Origin of the sequence: Facklamia sp. P12937 (assembly GCF_050409505.1) — a bacterium.
GTDB lineage: Bacteria > Bacillota > Bacilli > Lactobacillales > Aerococcaceae > Facklamia.
In genome coordinates this window covers 24,844-44,417 of record NZ_JBNUPI010000016.1, presented here as the reverse complement: position 1 = coordinate 44,417, position 19,574 = coordinate 24,844, and the positions used below count along the sequence as shown (strand labels likewise).

The window sequence follows — 19,574 nt, the reverse complement described above, 5'->3', positions numbered from 1 at the left end:
AGTCACTTCTTAGATTATTCCAAGACTTCAATTGCGCAACCGTAATCCCATGCATGTCAGCTATTCTAGCTAACCAATCGCCTGAACGTACGGTGTAAGTTTTTGCATGAGATACAAATACTGCTGGTTGATTAGTAGAAACATTTTGATTAATTGTCGGACTTGTTTCTGTTTTTGTTGTAGGTGTTTCTGTTGTCTCCTCTTTAATATCTGCCTGATTTTCTACAACTGAATGAGCATTCTTCACCCATACCTTCAGTACATCTCCTGGATGGATTAGGTTGCTAGTTAAACCATTTAATTCCTTCAACTCATCCATAGTCATTCCATGATTAACCGCGATACGATAAACTCCATCGCCGGCCTGTACCGTATAACTACCGATTGCATAATTACTTTCTTGGGCATAAACACTTGGTAAGTTATCTATTTGAGTAACTGCTACTGTAGCTAATACTGACATTGAAATAGACAATAGGCTTGTCTTGATTGCTTTGTGTCTCATTATGGATCCTCCTTTATTAATTCGGTTGACTTCACTTACAAAGTATATCATATCATTGTGTAAAAATAATGAATAATACGCATTCGTAATATTTGTAATAAAAAAGCCAGTAAAACTGGCTATAAAAATCTATTTATTCAAAAAGCTTTTGCTCTTTAATTGCATCCTCAAGCGATATGTTTTTTAATTGTTCTAATAAATCACTAAGCGTCTCCTGCGACTCACTGATCTTAGTCAAATCACTTTTTTTAATTTGGTCAGCAAATTCTAATTGATCTACGAATTCCTGATACATATCTTGAATTTTATCACGATTGGCCTCATAAGTTTGCTGGTCTTCAGGCAATGAAGCAAGATTATCAAAATGTTTTTGATACAAACTTTCCATTTGTTTATCCAAGTCTAATGTTTGCTGGTAATAGGCATAATTTTTCCAATGAGTTAATAATTCCTCTTGACTATATTCTTTAGCTTTTACTTTCTCAGGCTCTGTTAAAGAATAATCCGAAACAAACTTGGCAACTTCTTCTGTTAATTGCAATTGTCCCAACTCAAAATCTTGTTCGATTTTAGCTAATCGCTCTTGGTAGTTTCTCAAATAAACTAGGTAAGTTTGATCCACTATACTGTTTAGCTGATTTAAAGCAACCGACATATAACCGGTAAAATTCTCAACTTCCGGGTCTTCTTTCAGCAGGTCCTGATAGACTTCCGTTAAACGGAACTCTCTGTATTTTTCTTTAAAGGCTTCAATTTCATCACTTACTTCCATCTTAGCTTCAAGATAAGCCTGTGGTAAAAATTCAATAATTGCTTGGTCATCTTTTTTTGATACATACTCGCTAGTTACTTCCACTGTTGTTTGGTCATCCTCAGCATCAATAGGATTGACTAGTGGCAATAGCACAACGGTTGCAATTAAACTTAATATCATTTTTTTCATTTTTTCATTCCTTCTCTCCATTATGAAGTTTCTTATTTAACAGTAAATCAATGTGTTCAATATTATCCTCAAGATAAACTGAACTAGTTGGTTGAAAGCCTAAGCCCTTGTAAAAATCGATCAAATAAGTTTGACCGGATAGCTTGATCGAAGGATAATTTTTTTGATTAAATAGAAATTCAATAGCTTTAGTCATTATTTGATAAGATAAGCCTTGATTCCGTTGATCTTCTTTCACCAAAACACGACCAATTGATGCTTCTTCAAAACTCACCCCAGGAGCTAATAATCGACAATAGGCAAATGTTTCCCCATTTTCTTCAAGGAATAAATGATCAGCCTCTATATCTAAATAATCAATGTCTAAATAGGGACACTTTTGCTCAACCACAAATACTTGGCACCGTAATTGCAATATTTGATAAAGTTCGTAAGTGCTCAAGTCATTAAATTGTTTTATTTTCCATGTCATTTAAGCCCTCCTATTTTAATGGATGCGCTCTTATTAATTACTTATTGATTTTAACAATAAAATAAGAACTAAGCAATAAAGAATGCTAAGTCCTTATTTTCTCTACCTCTATTAATAGGTCTCAAAATATCGATCCAGTTCCCATTGGGAAACATTTTTTAAATAATCCTCATATTCCAATGTTTTTTCTCGAATAAAGTTACTGGCGATATGTTCACCTAAACTTTCCATTATTTCTGGACTGGTCTTCAGTGCATTCACAGCCTCTTTTAAACTAGCTGGGAGCTGATAGATCCCTTTAAGCATACGTTTTTCTTGATCCATTTCATAAATATTTTCACGTACTTCTGCTGGAGGAGTAATTTTCTCCTCAATCCCTTTTAGTCCAGCTGTTAATAGTGAAGCTAAGGCTAAATAAGGATTAGCTGAAGGATCTACACTTCTAACTTCGATACGAGTAGAATTACCACGCGCAGCTGGAATGCGAATTAATGGTGAACGGTTTTGACCAGACCAGGCAATATAAACAGGCGCTTCATAGCCACTGACTAAGCGCTTGTATGAATTAACAGTTGGATTCACAATAGCTGTGTAAGCTGATGCATACTTCATTAAACCACCAATGAAATAATAAGCTGTTTGCGAAAGCCCCTCTTTACCTTCCGGGTCATAAAAAGCATTACCATCTTCTGTAAACAAAGACAGATTAAAGTGCATACCTGAACCTGCCAAACCATAAACCGGTTTTGGCATAAAGGATGCGTGCATATTATGACGATGGGCTACTGAGCGAACAATTAATTTGAAAATTTGAATGTTATCACAAGCTGTTAAAGCATCTGAATATTTCCAATCAATTTCGTGTTGGCCAGGTCCGCATTCATGGTGACTGGCTTCAATCTCAAACCCTAAGTCTTCTAACTCTAAAACAATATCACGACGAGTATTTTCTGCTGAATCAATCGGAGCTAAGTCAAAATAGCCTCCCTTATCATTTAATTCCATGGTGGGATTCCCATTCTCATCATTTTTAAAAAGATAAAATTCTGGTTCTGGCCCCAAGTTGAATGAAGTAAAACCTAGTTTTTGCATTTTAGTAAGCACTCTTTTCAGGTTAGTTCTCGGATCACCTGAGAAGGGCTGACGATGGGCTGTTTCCACATCACAAATTAAAGAAGCAACATTACCGCTTCCTTCTTTCCAATTATAAACTAACCAAGAATCATAATCCGGTACCAAATACATATCACTTTCTTCTATCCGAACAAAACCATCAATGGAGGAACCATCAAAAGTCATATTATTATCAAGAGCTTTTTCGATTTGTGAGACTGGAATTTCTACGTTTTTAATTTTCCCCATAATATCGGTAAACATTAAACGAATGAATTGAACCTTTTGTTCCTTAATATCCTGTAAGATCGCTGCGCGTGTCCATTTGTTTTGTGACATAATTGCCTCCTAAGCTAAGAATAAGCTCATTATAGTCCTCTATTTGGGACTTGTTTCACTTTAATCTAAAGTTTCTTAAGTTGAATTTCCGAACGTTCAGAAATATAAATCCACTTATTTTTCTCCTTTCTATAAGGGGGACTTAAAATAAATGGAGTTATTACTCAAAACTTCTAAAGTATTTGGACTCGGGATAAGAAAAGACATCTTGGAGCTGTCAGAAGTTTGACACTTAGAAATCGCTTATTTTTAATGATCTTTTTAACTTCATACTTAGAGTTACTTTTATCAGCATTATGCTTAATAGGATTGAAACACAGCTCAAGATAATGATTCAATTAGCCTGTTTTTTCGCCTATAAATCATCGATCAGCTGCATAATTGATGCCATTAGATTCTCATTATCTATAAATGGAATAGCAAAATAGTTCCTAAATTACAGGATGATTTTATTTCTTTTTCTCCAGCTTAAAATTTTCAATTAAAAATACGGAGGAAAAATAGAGAATCGGTAGTATAAAATAACTAATTATTTTAAAAGTATTGTCTGAAATATATGATAAAAAAAGAAAACTAATTAGAAGAACAACTTGAAGAAGACCTAACCAGGGTTTACCTGAAATCTCTATATAATCACCCGATTTGACCTCTAGGGGATTGCTTCTCATCCCTAATTGCTTAACAACTATAGTTGAACCTTCTACTACCTCAAGAGTGATTGTCTCATTCGTATGTATTTTCCCAATTGACTTGCCATCCTGATAGACAGTTAGGGGCATTAATCCCCCCATAAAATAAGCATTTCTTGTAATCTTTACCTGCATATTATTCCTCCTCTATTTCGTTTAATTATATCACAAGCTAAAGTAAGTCTTAAAAAGGCGAAAGTATCTTTCATCAAAGATTCATCACAGCATCTCATCAAAGAATGAGAGCATCATCAAAGGAAGCATCTTCTCAACTACAGTTCACCCTTCTTCCTTGCGATGAGCCACCATGTCCTTCCTTTTACGGTAGAGTCCGTCTGTCTTCAAAGTTATTAATACATTTGGTGGTAGGATAGGGCCTGTTCAATCGCTTTTAAAGCATGACGATTCATTTCAACCAAACGAGTAGCTTCTTGATAATGATAGGAAGTCCCTTCGTCTCGCAAGGCTTTAAAAGGAGTTAAAAAAGTATTTTCTGCTATCTCTTCTAAAGTCCCACAGCAGCCCGCACTTATAACTTCTTCCACCCCATAAGCAATTAAAAATTCTAAAATAGCCGTAGCTGCTGCCGCAGCAACAAAGGCTTGGACCAGACATACTGGGATCATTCCAAAAGAGGGGACAGACCTCTGGTTTTTGCTTGGGGCTTGCTTCACAATGACTAATCTTTCCTCTTACATTATTTATAAGGTGACAGAACACCTTTTTTACTATACGCTTGATTCATTGGGTCTGCAATAGTTTTGTGGAGTTGGTCTAAGGGTTGCATATTTAAATCTTCCTAAACAATATTATTTTCAAGAAGGTACACGTCTTAATATACTAGTTAGATACAATTAAAAACTCAGCCTATAATTAGACTGAGTCGCAATTGATTATAACACCTTATCCAAGAACTCTTTGGTTCTGGCTTTGGCAGGATGTTTAAAAATTAGATTGGTATCGGCATCTTCAATTACATAGCCTTCTTCCACGAAGATCACTCGGTCTGACACTTCGCGGGCAAAGCCTATCTCGTGGGTTACCACCATGGTCATTCCATCATTTGCTAAATTTGGCATAACTTCCAAAATATCGCCCACCATCTTCGAATCTTCTTTCACTGTAAACATCGAGCCTACTTCAAAATAAAGGTCTGAGAAATCAAAGGTCTCTTTTCTTTCATAGTTATACCCATAGCAGCAATCATCCCATCTGCTTGATTACTTTCTAAGGCTTGCAGGCCAGAAGAAGGCATAATTTTATAATCAATCTTGAAGCCGGCTTCATCAGCTATAGCTTCGAGAATTTCAATGTCAATTCCTTTAAGATTACCTTCATCATCGGTAAATTCAAAAGGTGCATAATCAGAAGCAGTTATAATAGAATAGGTTTCTTGGTTGGATGGCTATTTATTTTGAGCATTAACCGTAAATCCACTTATTATTACACTCATTAATAGTGTGGCTAAAACCGGCCACTTTTTTATCAGTGGTTGAACAATTTTTTCACATTATCACTTCTTATCCTATAATTACATAGTGAATCTTAATCAGCATCAAAAGTTTTACGTTATTATATTATAATACTAAAATGATGATATTGCTTAAAACTCTCTTTATATTAAAAATTTAAGCGACTAGATATTAAAAATAAATTTACCTTTAACAGGCCAATAAAAATCAACTTCGCTCTGAGCAATGAACGATTTTCAGCTAATAGTGCTTCCTATCCTGTTTGGATGGGTGCAGGGCCTAAACTTTTCAACGCATTTTCCTTCCATCATTCTGAACAAGAGTTACTTAAGGCAACTATTTAAAACGAAAACTATACAACTACAGACATCTCAAAAACAAGAGATGTCTGTGACTGTTTACTGATAATACTGTGCTTGTGCTTGCCACAACTCCTTGTATTTACCTTCTTGGTGAACCAAGTTTTCATGACTACCTCTTTGAACAATTCGTCCTCGATCAAAAACGAGAACTTCATCACAAAAGCGGCAAGAAGACAAACGGTGGGAAATATAGAAGGCTGTTTTATCCCTTACAATTTGGGAAAAATTTTGGTAAATTTCAAATTCAGCCACCGGATCTAAGGCTGCCGTCGGCTCGTCTAGAATAAAAACTGGCGCATCTTTATATATGGCACGGGCCATGGCAATTTTTTGAGCCTGCCCACCAGAAACATGGACCCCCTCAGGATCATACTCCGTGCCTAAATATGTTTCAATTCCTCTATCAAGCGTTTCTACAAAATCGTTCAGACCTAGTTCTCTAAGCGCATTATTTACTTGATGGCGATCATAATCTGGTCGAACTGCAATATTTTCTGCCATAGAAAGTCCTAACAACCGGAAATCTTGAAAAACCACGGAGAATAATTGGTAAAATTCTTTTAAAGCGTATTTATCGGCATCAATTTTATTCAATAGAACTTTTCCTTGAGTAGGTTCATAAAGTCGCATCAACACTTTTATGAATGTCGTCTTACCGGATCCATTCTCTCCAACAATCGCATAGTGTTTGCCCACTTCAAACGTTTCAGTAATACCCTGTAAGGTTGCTTGATCAGCACCTGGGAAAGTGAAAGAAAGGTTCTTTACAGTCAATTGGTAATCATTATCCAGTCTTTTTTCAATCGGAAGAGAACCTTTGGCTTCTTCATCAGGTAAATCCATTAATTCATAGTACCTTTGCATGGGAGCTGTTTGGGCAAAAATGTTTAAAAACGCCATGGCTTCAATCAAAGACACCATCAATTGGTTGATCCCTCCAATCATTTGAACAACCAAGCCTACCGATAAATTCCCAGAAATAACACGTACCCCAATTAATAAATAAATGGCTCCGGTGACAAGTTGTGAACCCACATTGTTGATTAAGCGAACTTTACCAAAGCCTCCATAGTACACTCTCTCAAACACCTTATATTCATCCAAATACCTTTGCGTATGCTGTTTAATTTTATCTTGTAAATGATACAGTCTCACTTCTTTCCCAGCTTCTACTTCACTCAGGTTATGAGCCAAATAATTAAAGGCATTATTCGTCTTAAGTAACCAACCGGATAACTCGTCCACTCCTTGCATGGTTTTTTGAGACCAAATTGTCTGAAGTGTGATGACTACTATAATAAGAACAATGAGTATACCATTTAAACTATAAGGATGAAACCAGTTGAAAGGATACCCTTTATCCAATTGCCACAAAGGCTTTAAAAGAATAAGGGCAAAAACAATTTGAACGAGAGCTTCCACTAATAAGTAAGTGTTATGATAAATAACTTTGAAACTGGAAGCATTTTGAATTTGATCACGGTTTATTTGGTGGATTTTTTCCTTAATCGTCGCCTCATCCGCATAGTGGAAATTCATGACCAGTAATTTTTCGTTAGGTAAAGCCGTTATTTTACGCAGTATGGCTTGATGTTTTTTGTCGACCATTGGTTTTAACCAATGGACCAGCGTATTTAAAATTAAAAAGAGCACGAGGTATTGAGCAATTAGCTGATAGACGTGGTCGAAATCTTTGGCTGCTAAATGAGTTAGGATTTGAGCAATGTAGATGAAATTTAAGAAAGGAATGGCACTAGAAAAAATACTGATTACTAACTTATAAAGAAGCCCTTGCTTACCGTACTGCCAGATATCTTTAAATGTTCTTAGAAATAATTGACGCTTGGTCATTAGATTAGTCCTCCTTGCTCACTAAGTTCTTCACTCTCAGGCTCTGTGATCTTCTCCCGATAATAATAAGCTTGCGTTTCAAACATATGATAATAAGCGCCCTTTTCTTGCATTAAGTCTTTGTGACTTCCCTCTTCTGCTACTTGCCCCTTATGTAAATATATAATTCGCTCACAAAATTGGGTCGAGGCTAGACGGTGGGATATAAACAGGGCGATCTTCCCTTTCGAAAAGGCTAAATAATTCTGATAGACTTCACTCTCACTAATCGGGTCAAGAGCCGCTGTCGGTTCATCAAGCACTAATATTGGAGCCTTTTTGTATAAAGCTTGCGCTAACTTTAATTTTTGTAATTGCCCACCGGATAACTGCATGCCTTCACTATTTACTTCACGAACAATGGCAGTTTGATCGCCCTGAGGCAAACTGGCCACCACTTTAGCCATACCACTTTGATTGAGCACTTGGTGGTAACGAAGCGCATCTTCCTCATATCCTTGAAGAATAGTGTCTTTGATCGTAAACGTAAAAAGGTAATTATCTTGAAAAACAGGCGCAAACAGGCGGTAATAATCTTCAATAGCAAATTTACTTCGATCAATGCCATTGATTAATACTTCACCATGATCGGGTTTTAAAAGTCCTAGCATTAATTTAATTAAAGTGGTTTTGCCTGCTCCATTTTCACCCACGATAGCTAGCTTTTCATTAGCATGAATCTTTAAATTGAAGTTGTTAATAATCGGTCGGTTCGCATTCGGATAAGTGTAGGTCACATTACGAAACTCGATTGTTTTAATTTCTTGTGGTATTGCTTCGTGCGGCTGGTGGTTCAAGACGGGTCTCTGGTTAAAATAATAATACAGAGCCATTAACTTTTCATTTTGTAAGAAAAAGGTGGCGCTCGCATTAATAAAGTTGGTTAAACTGCTTGCCATCATGGTTACCAAGCTCGCATAAATCAAAAAGTTTGACGGCTCCATTTGGCCTGCTCGAATCTCTTGCACACTTTGATGATATGCAAGGCCCATCATGATCACTAGCATGCCCATTACATAGAGCCCTTCAATCCGTTTCCATTTATTCTCAGGGCGCACAATCCTTTCATAGTCTGCCCAAAGTTGATCGAAAATGTCCTTAAACCAAGCGCTCATGGAATAGAGTCGAACATCTTTAGCCACTCGTTGATCTCCCATCGTATGATTCAAATAGCTAAACTTCGTATTATTCTTGACATGAAGGGGACGATTAGCCTTTAATAATTTATTTTGGAAATGCTTGATTACCAATAAGCCACTGATCATCACGACCAGTAACAAGAGAAAGATACTAGACAGTTGAGCTAAAACATTGATGTAGATTAAAACGGATAGCAAGGCAATCATCACTTCAGCAGAGTTCGCAATGATACCACCCAATGCTTCCTCACTATGGTCTAAACACCGTGACGCATTATCAAAGAGTTTAGCGGCATCTGACCCGACTAACAGAGGATAATCCAATCTTGCTCTTTCTGCAAAAACATCATTAAACATATGTATGTGAAATGATACTCTATGCTTTTCTATGGTAGTCAATACAAATGTTTTTAAAGCTTCCAAAACAATTAATCCACCGATGACTCCTAACACTTGCTTTGAAAAGGATAAGAGGTCACTTTCTTTCATTAATATAGAAATAAGATGGACCGATACAAATAGTTGATAAAGGGGGGTCATAATTCTTAATACAATATCGAGGAAATAATAAAAGAAAAAACATTGATCAAATTGCCACAAACGAGTGACTAAAAATTTTAAAGTATGGGTGCGGTCTCTCATTGCAATCACCTCTCCTTTTCTTGACAATATTATAGAAGGAAAATGCACCTTCAAAACAGAAAGTGCATCAATGGTTCTAATTTTGACATGAGTGGTCATTTTGCAAAGGCAAGGTAACTTCTGTCGCAAAAACCCCTTCTTCCCATTGTCTATTAACAATGCCTTGATTTTTATTGACTGCCGCATCAATCCGTTTTAATCCAAAGCCTTGCCGGTTGAGCGCTTTTAAAGATAAGAAGTTCTGTCTGGGTCTTTGAGCCATGGAGTTTTGAACGCTGATATAAAAAGTGTTTTTTAAGGGGGCAATGTATAAACGGATAAAGGCCGGCTGCTTATCCTTTGCATGAATGGTTGCTTCAAGTGCATTGTTTAATAAATTCCCTAAAATAACGGCTAAATCCGTCGAATGAATACTTAGATTTTTAGGGGCGATTGCATTGGCATGAACGTCGACTCCCTTTGCTTGAGCCCGAGTCAACTTGGTATTAACCAAGGCATCAATTAAGGTATTTCCGGTCCGAATAATCGTATCCACCTGATTCATTTCATTCGTCAGTTCTTGCAGATACTGATCCAAGGCTTGATAGTCTTGACTGGTTAAATAGGCTTGAATGACTTGAAGATGGTTGCGGTAATCATGCCGGATACCCCGCATCTGCCGGTAGATTGACTCGACTTCCAGTGCATAGTCATCCAATTCCTTTTGCTGAATTTGATGAAAACGCAAATCCAGTCTTAAACGGTAGATATACCACAGACTCAGCAATAAAACAAAAAGCACTAAACTTACTAACGCTTTAACCATAAAAGGCACTTCCTTTATAATGTTCGATAAAAGCCTTTTGAATTGTCTTAACTGAGCGACGCGAGAGAGGAACCTTTGCACCAGAAGAAAGAATGACTTCTTCTTTCCCAATACTCTCAACATGATTCAAATTAATTAAATAAGAACGATGTGGTGCTACAAACCGTTGGTCTAAGTCCTCTTTAAAACGAGCTAAGGCCCCTGTTATAAAAAGCTCTTGGTCTAATAACACTAACCGCAACTCACGTTTATTAACCTCAACCAGGATCAAATCATCAAGTTCCAAGACATATTGCTTTCCTATCAGGTCTTCAACAACCAGAAAACGTTCAGATTTCGGTTGAATCAGCAGATATTTAGAAAGCGCTCGCTCTATTGCTGTTGTATTAATCGGCTTTAACAAAAAATCTAGCGCATCTACTTGGTAGCCTTCCACAGCATATTCCGCATAAGCCGTAGCAAAAATAATTTTTAAATAAGGGGCCTTTTCTTTTAATTGATGGGCTAATTCCATGCCATTGATTTCAGCCATTTCAATATCGAGAAAAGCGATTTGCCATTCTTGATGGTCTTCTAAATGAAATAAAAAAGCCTCGGCGGATTCATAACAAGTAATAATCGGCTTGATATGGAGTGTTTGACACGCTGCTTCAATCATCCGCGTCATGTTTTTTCGTTGAATCGCTTCATCCTCTGCTAGGACTATTTGAACAATACGCATAACTACCCTCCGTCGTCATTTTTCTCTTATTATAGCAAATAATCATAAAAATATTAAAAACGATTACACATTTAAAAATTAAACAGTAATTGTTTTGATTGAAGCATATCATTCTTATTTTATTAAATATTATGGTTTACTAACTATGTACGTTACTTTGGCAAAAGAAAGGAATAGTATGTTAAAAGACTTACCAAGACTTTATCAAATTATCTATTATATCAGCTCCATGTCCCTATCAATTATTTTGTTCACGTTAAAAATACTCTATAGTAACTTTGATCAATACAAGCTCAATCATTTTCATGTTATATTGATTGTCCTCGTGGTCCTATTCGTTTTAGGTCTTTTAAGTAGATGGCTCTATGCCCATTTGAAAAAGCAATACGCCCGTAAAGCCTATATTCAGCAAGACCAATATCATATAGAAGACTTTACCAAAGATAAAATCACCGATATCAATGGTCAACCCGTCTCTTTTTTGATTTCCAATGTGACGACGGTCTATATGATTCAGTCATTCACATGGCCTTCTGTATTAGCCTACCTATTTATTCATTTAACTTTATTTACAATGATGATTAAGGGGGAAAGTTTACAACCCAACCCCTTCTTATTACTTTATGGATTGAATATCTACAAAACTAAAAACAATGACTTTCTGTACGATTTTAATCAATCCTTTGCGCATAATGAAATTATGAAGCTATCAAATAATCCTGATTGCCGCTCCTATTTAGTTGGGTCGATTGACTTGAATGCTAAGAAAAAATAGTCTCTCCTATAAAAAAAGTTAGACACTTTAGTCTAACTTCTTTTATAGTTTTAGTATTTTTTAAATTAAATCTTTGTCAAATCGCCTCTTCTCAGTTACCCCTTCAAGCGATTATTCGAACTGTTTTGCTTTTAGGCTACTAATTATTCAACAACTATAAATATTTTATGAATTATTTAATCCTCTTTCTTTTGGAATAAATCTTTTATTTTTTCCCAGACTGAAGGTTGCGATTCTTCTCGCTCGAGTTCTGGCTCTTCTTTGTCTGCTTGTATTTTTTCTGTCTTCAAGACAAACTGCACGGACTTGATTTTTCCATTCTTGCTTGAAGCGTAAGAAATCGGTTGATTGGCATTTCCTGTCAGTTCAGAAAGAGTCGCATCAATTTCTTGCTCTACTTCTTGATCTAAGCCGGCTGTTTTATTCTTAAACTTATTAGAACCTTGCTTTAGTTTGTCGCTGCCCTCATATAAATCATTAGAAGCGTTAACTAATCGATTCAAATTAGCGTCTAATGAAGAACTGCCTTCCACTAATGAGGCGCTGCCCTCACTTAAACTTCTAATACCATTTAAAATAGCTTGATGACTGGACACAAGCTTTCCAAGAGATCCCGTATAATCATCGAGTCCTTGATCAAATTGAGTATATTTAACTGCCAAATCTTCCACACCGCTACTTAATTTAGGTAGTTCAGCTACTAGCTCATCTGAAGTACTAACCATTGCTTGAATGGCTGCGTGAAAGTCTGAATAAGCAGTCGTCAACTCTTGACTACCTGCTTGTAGTTGCATAGTTGAGCTAGAAACTGTCTCTAAATATTGGGCTGTGGCATCAATCATCGCATTGTTAGCCGCAAGTACTTGTTCCAAATTCGCTGCTTGTGTCTGAGCAATGACTTGATCAAGCTGAGCAGCTAGCTCTTCCTTATTCTCAATTTCTGAAGCCCTGATTTGAGAAGCGACACTGGATAAGGATAGGTTTAAATTGTTTACGGCTTGCATTCCATTATTATTGCCTGCTTGCAATTGCTGCATGTCTAAACCATTCTGACCTAAAGCTGCTGTATATTGCTGATAGCCTACACTTTGATTCAATTGGGTAATCCCACTATTTAACTCCCCTATTCCGGCTTGGATTTCGATCGATGCTTGATTTAATTGTTGCAGCTTACCTAACTTTTCTGCTAGCAAGCTTAATTGATCATTCGATGCATTGATTAGTGCTTTAAATTGATCCGAACCTTGTCTCAATTCTTCGGAATGACTATCGAGCTCCACTAATCCGGCTTGCATTTGCTCAATCCCTTTTTTTAGCGTGACAATTCCGTTATTTACCCTGACAGCTCCTTCTTCTAAACGCTGACTACCACTTGCTAATTGACCAGACCCTTCACTTAATTGCAAAGCTCCATCTTTTAATTCGCCTGCCCCCTCATCTATTTGCTTAACACCACTTTGTAATTCTTCAATTTTTTCAAGCAAGTTGGCATCTTCCAAATCAAATCCCAAATTGATATTGATACCATTAATAGCGATTGGCTCCATTTCAAAATTTTCTACTTTAGCCTTGATTGAAAAATTGGCACCTTGTTTAGGTAAAACAGTATAAGTTAATTGTTTGTTTTTCCCCACATTAGCGATAGTTGCTTCTTCTGCTTGAATAGCTTTTACTTTTTCAGTATCAAAAACTAAAGTAGCCTGAAGACCATAATTATTAAAAAAGAAAGGATCCACTTGTTCACTTTCTTTAATCCTTAATTGTATTTCCAAATCGCCTGATTGACCCACCAAGTCTTGAGCGCTTACTTCTTGTTGATTAAGTAAATACTTAATCGAAATTGCCCATGGTAGTTGTTGATTATTTAATTTCCCTTCATAATACAGCTTATCTTTACCATTCGTAAAGTCGACCTTTCCCTCCTTTAGCTTCAACTCAGTCTCCGATGTCATATTTCTAACCTCAGTATAGTCACCGTAATCGGTAATATCCCCTTCCTGATCAAAAATATTAACTATATAGGCATCATTAAGACTTCCGTCATAATTTAACAGTCCATACACAACCTCCTCTTTAGCTAAATTCACTTCCCTTGCCAAAACATTGGGTAAACTGCTGCTTAAAATATTCATAATAACTATTCCACTTACCAATTTATTGATTAATTGAGTCTTCATATTTAGTGTTCCTCCTTCACGAATTTTAAACCATAAGTTAATTTTTCAATCGGCTTGTCAAATAAATAAAGCAAACCAGGTAAAACAAAAAGGACAATTAAAATAGAAAAGACAGATCCCCTAGCTAGCAGCCTTCCTAATTGCATTAAAATGCCGTGGGTCGTTATATAACCAAGTAGTGACCCTACTAAAACAATGGCAGATCCAGATGTCATAATTGAAACCGTAACATTAGAAATCGTTTCGATAATGGCTGCTTTTCTCTCAAGCCTTTCACGGTTTTCTAAATATCTTCTTGCCAGCAATATGGCATAATCAACAGTAGCCCCCAATTGAATCGCTCCTACAAGTAAATATGAAAAATAAAAAAGAACCTGATCAGTGAAATAAGGAGTGGCTAAGTTAATCCAAACAGCTGTTTCGATGGATAAAACCAAGATGAATGGAATAATTATTGATTTGAAACTAATGGCTAAAACAATGAATACAGCAGCTGTTGAGATCAAATTGACGCTCAAGTTATCCTTTGTTATGGTATCCATTAGGTCGTAAGTACTCGCACTTTCTCCCGCCAAATGGGCTTGATGAGGGTAGAATTTATCAGCTACCTCACGTATTTCCTCAACTAAGTTAAAAGATTTTTCTCCTTCATATTCCGAATCAACTGTTAGAATCATTCGACTATAGTTTTCTGATTCTAATAGCTTTAGGGTCTCTGCATCTAAAAACTCTTTAGGGATTTCAGGCCCAACGGTATCTACATAAGAAATGATCTCCTTGACCTCAGGAATTTTTTTCAACTGATTACTCAGAGCGATTTCTTTAGTCTGCTCACCTTTAGGTACAATTAAAACCATCCGATTGGACTGACCAAAGTGTTCCTTGATTTTCGCAGAATCTTGACCCAGTTTTGTCTCTGGTCCAAATATATGTTCAGGGCCGTAATAGTAGTTATTTTCCTTTTGCGCTAAAAAAGAAGGAACTACCAAAATAGCAAAAACAACTACTAATGGAAACATCATTTTAGTAACGCCCTTACCTAATCTTCTAAATTGTGGTAGAAGTGGTTGATGTTTCGTCCTTTCCATTAAACGGTAGGTTTTTATAACCAAGACTGGTAATAAGATAAAAACAGTAAGTAAGCTAATCACAATCCCTTTAGCTAAGGCTATACCTAAATCAGGGCCAATTTTAAATTGCATTAAGGTCAATGCAGCAAAACTAATGCCGGTGGTCAAGCCACTAGAAGCGATCGAACCACGTGATTGACTTAAAGCTTTGACCATCGCTGCCTCAGCTTCCATACCTAGCTGCCGATTTTCTTCAAAACGATGGAGTAAAAAGACCGAATAGTCAAGCGATACTGCTAAGAGCAAAATATTGCCAGCACCGCTGGTTACAAAGGAAATGGTACCAAAAAGCAAGTTTGACCCAGCATTTAAAAGAATTGATACCCCAATCGTTAACAATAAAATAAGGGGCTCAAACCAATAATTGGTCGTAATTAATAAAATAACTAAGACAACTGGAATCGTAACCTTAATGATTTTACCGATTTCTTCAACCGTGGATTCAGCTGCAACTGCCGTGTTAACCGCCGCTCCCTCCAAATATCCCCTATTTCCTATCAAATCGCGCAGAGCATCAACCGCTTTTATTCGCTCTCTTTCATCGATAGTAATTGAATACAATGCATTTTGGTTTTTATAATAAGCCTCAACAAGCTCTTGATCATATTGATCCAATGGTTCCGTTATGTTAACAGTGTCATCTAACCAAAGGACCTCATCCACTCCTTTAATTTGACTAATTTTATCCTTAAATGCTAACGCTTGAGGAATGGTTAGGTTCTCTAGCATTAAACGCGCATTAGGGACTTGACCTTCAAACTCTTCCTCCATCATTGATAAAGCTTGCGTAGAAGGACTGTCTGAAGGAAGATAATCATTCATATCATAGTTCACCTGTACTCTAGGCACACTTAATAGACTTATTACAGATCCAATCATAAAAAAGAACAAGACAAGCTTGTCATGCTGCAATATCTTTCTAAATACTTTTTCCATACTTCCTCCTTAAATAAAAATATTGTCGTTAAATAGGATTGTTAAACGACTACTTTTAGAGTATATTAGAGCTAGATATATTAGACAATGTTCAATATAAGGACAGTTGGCCTATTTTTAGACATTTTATATTATTTGTCCGATTGTTCATTCAAGGAGGAAGTATGAAAAAAGAACGAATTACAACAACAATGACGAAAAGAGCTTTAGCTGATTCTTTAAAGAAACTAATGAATAAAAAAGCCTTAGACAAGATATCGATTCGTGAAATTGTAGAAGACTGTGGCGTCAACCGCAAAACATTTTATTACCATTTTACTAATATCTACGATTTACTCAACTGGATGTTTGAAGATGAAGCGATTGAACCGATACAAAAATATGACTATTTTACCGAATATGATGAAGTGGTGCGCTTTGCCATGAACTATGTGGAAGAAAATGAACACGTAGTTAGCTCAGCCATCAATGCCTTAGGTAGAGATGAATTGAAAAAATTCTTCTATAATAACTTCATTGAAAATATGCGTAATATTGTCGATGACATTTCAAAAGAGATGGTCATTCCTGAAGATTATAAGGACTTCCTGATTGACTTTTATACCGATTCCTTTGCTTCCCTACTGACTAATTGGACACACAACAAGGATAAAAAAGATAAGGAAAAATATATTGAATACATCTCTATTACCCTCTTTGAAGGAATACGTCCTGATCTTGAACGGACACATGAACACTTTGCTAATCAGTAACTATTAAAAACCCCTGAAGTCAGATTGGACTGATCTCAGGGGCTTTGTTTTCTTAATAAAAGTTATTTGATCTTTACTCGCCAGAAATATACTCGAAACCGTCAGTTATCAGCCCCTTTGTCATTCAATTTTTAGTCGTTAATGAATAATTTGTATGATAAGATTTTATTATCTTAAGTTTTACTGGTACAAAGTACTCAAACTAATTAAAGGTAAGGAGCCCATTAGATGAAGTTAATAATAAAACACTTAAAAAAAGATTTTAAAGAAACACAAGTCTTAAAAGACGTTAACTTTGAGTTTGAAGCAGGCAAAATATATGGTCTTTTAGGGAAAAATGGAGCAGGTAAAACGACCCTTTTCAATATTATTTATGGCGAAATAGAACAAAGTGGTGGTCTCTTTTTTCTTGAAGAAAACGGAAGGCTTTCTGATATCAGCTATGAGCAGGTTGGCATGCTATTTTCAGAAAATTTTTTGCCCGATTTCTTAACAGGCTATGAGTATATTAAGTTTTTTAATGATTTAAACGGAGAAGGTCAAGCTCCTGATCATTACTTGGATTTGATGGCGTTCTCTGAAGGAGACAGACACCGCTTAATCAAAGACTACTCGCATGGGATGAAATCCAAGCTCTCCCTCCTCTCAATTATCATCGGTAAACAAAAAATAATTCTTTTAGATGAACCGCTGACTTCCATCGATGTTGTGATGGCTGCCGAGATAAAGAAAATATTAAAAGAATTAAGAAAAGACCATATTTTGATTCTCTCTACGCATATGCTTGAACTCGCCAAAGAACTATGTGATGAAATAGTCATTTTAAGTGATGGAAGATGCATGCCCTTTGAACACCTAAAAAATGATGAAGATTTCGAATCCAAAATTGTTGAACTGTTAAGGGAGGACAAGAGCGGTGAATAAAATATTAACCTTTTTAATTCAATACCAGCTGATTAGTTTTTATAATGGGGCTATCTTTAAATTGCGAAGAATACCTCTTATTGGAAAAATCTTTTCGAATAAGTTATACCACTCTAAATTCTTACTTAAATGGGGAACTCCACTTTCAGTAATCTTTCAAATTATAAAACCCATTGTAACAAATATAATTTTTATCGCGCTTATCGGTCTTTTGCTTCCTACTTTTTCGAATAAGTATGTCGAATCAGAAGAGATTATGTTTTTGAGCTATGGACCCTTTTATCTATCGATTGTGATGCTAATGATGGCAGTAGCAAGTGAAGTTTATAGCGCCTTTGAAAATGCTGAAGATAAATATATGCATATCAAAATTTTTAGAGTGAATCCTAGAACCTACTCTTTAGCCAATGATCTTTTGAAATTTGGACCTAAAATCGTCGGATTTAGTATTGGGATGTTCCTCTTTTCTTTTATTTTCAAGATCACTTTACTTGAAGGCTTTTCATTTGTTATTTTTTCGATTGGACTAAGATTATTTATTAGAAGTATCTTTCTCTACTTGTGTCGCAACAATTATCCTCTCGGCAAAAAAGTGGCTAATTTTCTAGTTTTTTTCACTTGTGGAGTAGGCTTTCTTTTGGCAATAGTCGGTACTTTTATCGATTTAGGATTTAACTATGCCTTCTTTTTCTCGGTCATTTTTTTAGCCCCTGGTCTTTTAATGCTCGTTTTAACCATTATTTTCACTTTGAAAACTACTTATCTGGAACAATTTATTTTGAAGTCTTTAAGTATTAACGATTTACTGGAGTCCCAACAATTCGTTGATGAAATAGATAGCCAGTCCGCAAAAGTGGAAGATAAAGATATCCGAATAGGAAAGAATGATTATTCTGATGATCAAGGAATTATCTATATTAACAAGATTTTTTATGACCGAATTGGTTCAGTCTTTAAAAAGAAAATCCTGATTCGATTAGCCTTCATTGGCATCACTCTTGTTATGCTTAATGTCGTAAAGTATTTTGTTCCCCTCTCTCCTGCCGATGTCAAAGGGCTCTCACAATTTATTCCATTAATATTATTACTGCTTGCTAGAAGTATGTATTTAGGTGAGTTTTTTACCAAAACAAGCTTTTACTATATGGACCGTAAACTGTTAAGCTTTCATTTTTATCGAGCGAAAGAAAATATAACTACTGCTATTGTTTTTAGAACAAAACAGTTGCTTAAGTACAATCGTCCACAATTTATTGTCGCTTTAATTGGTCTATTATTCACCTATTATCATTGGGATTTATTCGATAGTCAAAGCGTTTTAGTGATGGTCACCAGTTTAATCAGTGGGTATGTCTTTATGACCTTTCATTTTCTTTTTGCTTATTATATGTTTCAACCCTTTACCAATCAAATGAAGGTAAAAAACCCTGTCTATACTGGAATTCTCAATTTTGTCCTCTATATTTTGTATTTTAGTATGGTTAGATTATCTTCCTATACTCACTATTTGGTATTCGGCTTTTTCTTATTCGTGATCTTGTATGTTGTTTTGGGTATAATGATCGTATATTTATTTGGACCCAAACGTTTTAGACTGAGATAAATACGCAAAAGAATATGCAAAATATTTATCATTTCAATAATTTCCATCTGATAAAATGACCGTTTAAAGTCCATAAATAAACCTTTTTCTCACAGCGAATAGCACTCCCTTCTAATCCATTCCACATGACTTTGAGGGGAGTGCTTTTATTTTCTCTCGCTATTTAATCTCAATCCAATAATCGC

Annotated in this window: 18 protein-coding genes; 4 read left to right on the top strand and 14 right to left on the bottom strand. The window is 35.9% G+C overall.

Annotated elements, in window-relative coordinates:
* From ACQV2R_RS06975 to ACQV2R_RS06920, 12 genes are all read right to left on the bottom strand, one after another.
* Window positions 1–505: LysM peptidoglycan-binding domain-containing protein (locus ACQV2R_RS06975; RefSeq protein WP_428885413.1), on the bottom strand; the 505-nt coding region annotated here is incomplete at its 3' end.
* Window positions 506–638: 133 nt separating this feature from the next.
* Complete coding sequence (locus ACQV2R_RS06970) at window positions 639–1,448, bottom strand: hypothetical protein (protein WP_428875532.1); 810 nt, start codon at window positions 1,446–1,448, stop codon at window positions 639–641.
* A 4-nt stretch (window positions 1,449–1,452) separates the two neighbouring features.
* Window positions 1,453–1,920 (bottom strand): GNAT family N-acetyltransferase, encoded by a 468-nt coding sequence (locus ACQV2R_RS06965; protein WP_428891999.1) that lies wholly within the window; start codon window positions 1,918–1,920, stop codon window positions 1,453–1,455.
* Window positions 1,921–2,031: 111 nt separating this feature from the next.
* Window positions 2,032–3,372, bottom strand: a complete 1,341-nt coding sequence (gene glnA, locus ACQV2R_RS06960; protein WP_428874116.1) for a type I glutamate--ammonia ligase — start codon at window positions 3,370–3,372, stop codon at window positions 2,032–2,034.
* A 449-nt stretch (window positions 3,373–3,821) separates the two neighbouring features.
* Window positions 3,822–4,196: a hypothetical protein gene (locus tag ACQV2R_RS06955; RefSeq protein WP_428874115.1), complete on the bottom strand. Its 375-nt coding sequence runs from the start codon at window positions 4,194–4,196 to the stop codon at window positions 3,822–3,824.
* A 215-nt stretch (window positions 4,197–4,411) separates the two neighbouring features.
* Entirely contained in the window at window positions 4,412–4,735 is a 324-nt protein-coding gene (locus ACQV2R_RS06950; protein WP_428891998.1) for a hypothetical protein, read from the bottom strand.
* A gap of 219 nt (window positions 4,736–4,954) precedes the next feature.
* Window positions 4,955–5,191 carry a hypothetical protein gene (locus tag ACQV2R_RS06945; RefSeq protein ID WP_428874113.1) on the bottom strand — a complete coding sequence of 79 codons (237 nt, stop codon included), beginning with the start codon at window positions 5,189–5,191 and terminating at the stop codon, window positions 4,955–4,957.
* Between the two features lie 5 nt (window positions 5,192–5,196).
* Window positions 5,197–5,439 carry a transporter substrate-binding domain-containing protein gene (locus ACQV2R_RS06940; protein WP_428874120.1) on the bottom strand — a complete coding sequence of 81 codons (243 nt, stop codon included), beginning with the start codon at window positions 5,437–5,439 and terminating at the stop codon, window positions 5,197–5,199.
* A gap of 492 nt (window positions 5,440–5,931) precedes the next feature.
* A complete protein-coding gene (locus tag ACQV2R_RS06935) occupies window positions 5,932–7,746 on the bottom strand; it encodes an ABC transporter ATP-binding protein (protein WP_428891997.1) in 1,815 nt (604 codons plus the stop codon).
* Window positions 7,746–9,566 carry an ABC transporter ATP-binding protein gene (locus tag ACQV2R_RS06930; RefSeq protein ID WP_428892001.1) on the bottom strand — a complete coding sequence of 607 codons (1,821 nt, stop codon included), beginning with the start codon at window positions 9,564–9,566 and terminating at the stop codon, window positions 7,746–7,748. Before ACQV2R_RS06930 ends, ACQV2R_RS06935 begins: the two co-directional genes overlap by 1 nt.
* A gap of 76 nt (window positions 9,567–9,642) precedes the next feature.
* Complete coding sequence (locus tag ACQV2R_RS06925) at window positions 9,643–10,371, bottom strand: sensor histidine kinase (RefSeq protein WP_428874110.1); 729 nt, start codon at window positions 10,369–10,371, stop codon at window positions 9,643–9,645.
* Window positions 10,364–11,092: a LytR/AlgR family response regulator transcription factor gene (locus tag ACQV2R_RS06920; RefSeq protein WP_428874109.1), complete on the bottom strand. Its 729-nt coding sequence runs from the start codon at window positions 11,090–11,092 to the stop codon at window positions 10,364–10,366. Before ACQV2R_RS06920 ends, ACQV2R_RS06925 begins: the two co-directional genes overlap by 8 nt.
* Before the next feature lie 178 nt (window positions 11,093–11,270).
* Here ACQV2R_RS06920 and ACQV2R_RS06915 point away from each other — a divergent pair, with 178 nt between their 5' ends.
* The gene (locus ACQV2R_RS06915; protein WP_428876443.1) at window positions 11,271–11,867 is read left to right on the top strand and encodes a hypothetical protein; all 597 of its coding nucleotides are present in this window, start codon (window positions 11,271–11,273) and stop codon (window positions 11,865–11,867) included.
* 176 nt (window positions 11,868–12,043) lie between these two features.
* Here ACQV2R_RS06915 and ACQV2R_RS06910 read toward each other — a convergent pair whose 3' ends face one another.
* Together ACQV2R_RS06910 and ACQV2R_RS06905 are read right to left on the bottom strand one after the other, a co-directional pair.
* Window positions 12,044–14,044: a hypothetical protein gene (locus tag ACQV2R_RS06910; RefSeq protein WP_428885338.1), complete on the bottom strand. Its 2,001-nt coding sequence runs from the start codon at window positions 14,042–14,044 to the stop codon at window positions 12,044–12,046.
* A gap of 2 nt (window positions 14,045–14,046) precedes the next feature.
* A complete protein-coding gene (locus tag ACQV2R_RS06905) occupies window positions 14,047–16,110 on the bottom strand; it encodes an efflux RND transporter permease subunit (protein WP_428874106.1) in 2,064 nt (687 codons plus the stop codon).
* Between the two features lie 164 nt (window positions 16,111–16,274).
* Between ACQV2R_RS06905 and ACQV2R_RS06900 the strand changes: the two genes are divergently transcribed.
* From ACQV2R_RS06900 to ACQV2R_RS06890, 3 genes are all read left to right on the top strand, one after another.
* Window positions 16,275–16,862 (top strand): TetR/AcrR family transcriptional regulator C-terminal domain-containing protein, encoded by a 588-nt coding sequence (locus ACQV2R_RS06900; RefSeq protein ID WP_428874105.1) that lies wholly within the window; start codon window positions 16,275–16,277, stop codon window positions 16,860–16,862.
* Window positions 16,863–17,090: 228 nt separating this feature from the next.
* A complete protein-coding gene (locus ACQV2R_RS06895) occupies window positions 17,091–17,786 on the top strand; it encodes an ATP-binding cassette domain-containing protein (RefSeq protein WP_428874104.1) in 696 nt (231 codons plus the stop codon).
* Window positions 17,779–19,389: a hypothetical protein gene (locus ACQV2R_RS06890; RefSeq protein WP_428891996.1), complete on the top strand. Its 1,611-nt coding sequence runs from the start codon at window positions 17,779–17,781 to the stop codon at window positions 19,387–19,389. The genes ACQV2R_RS06895 and ACQV2R_RS06890 overlap by 8 nt, the downstream gene beginning before the upstream one ends.
* The last annotated feature ends 185 nt before the right edge of the window (window positions 19,390–19,574 follow it).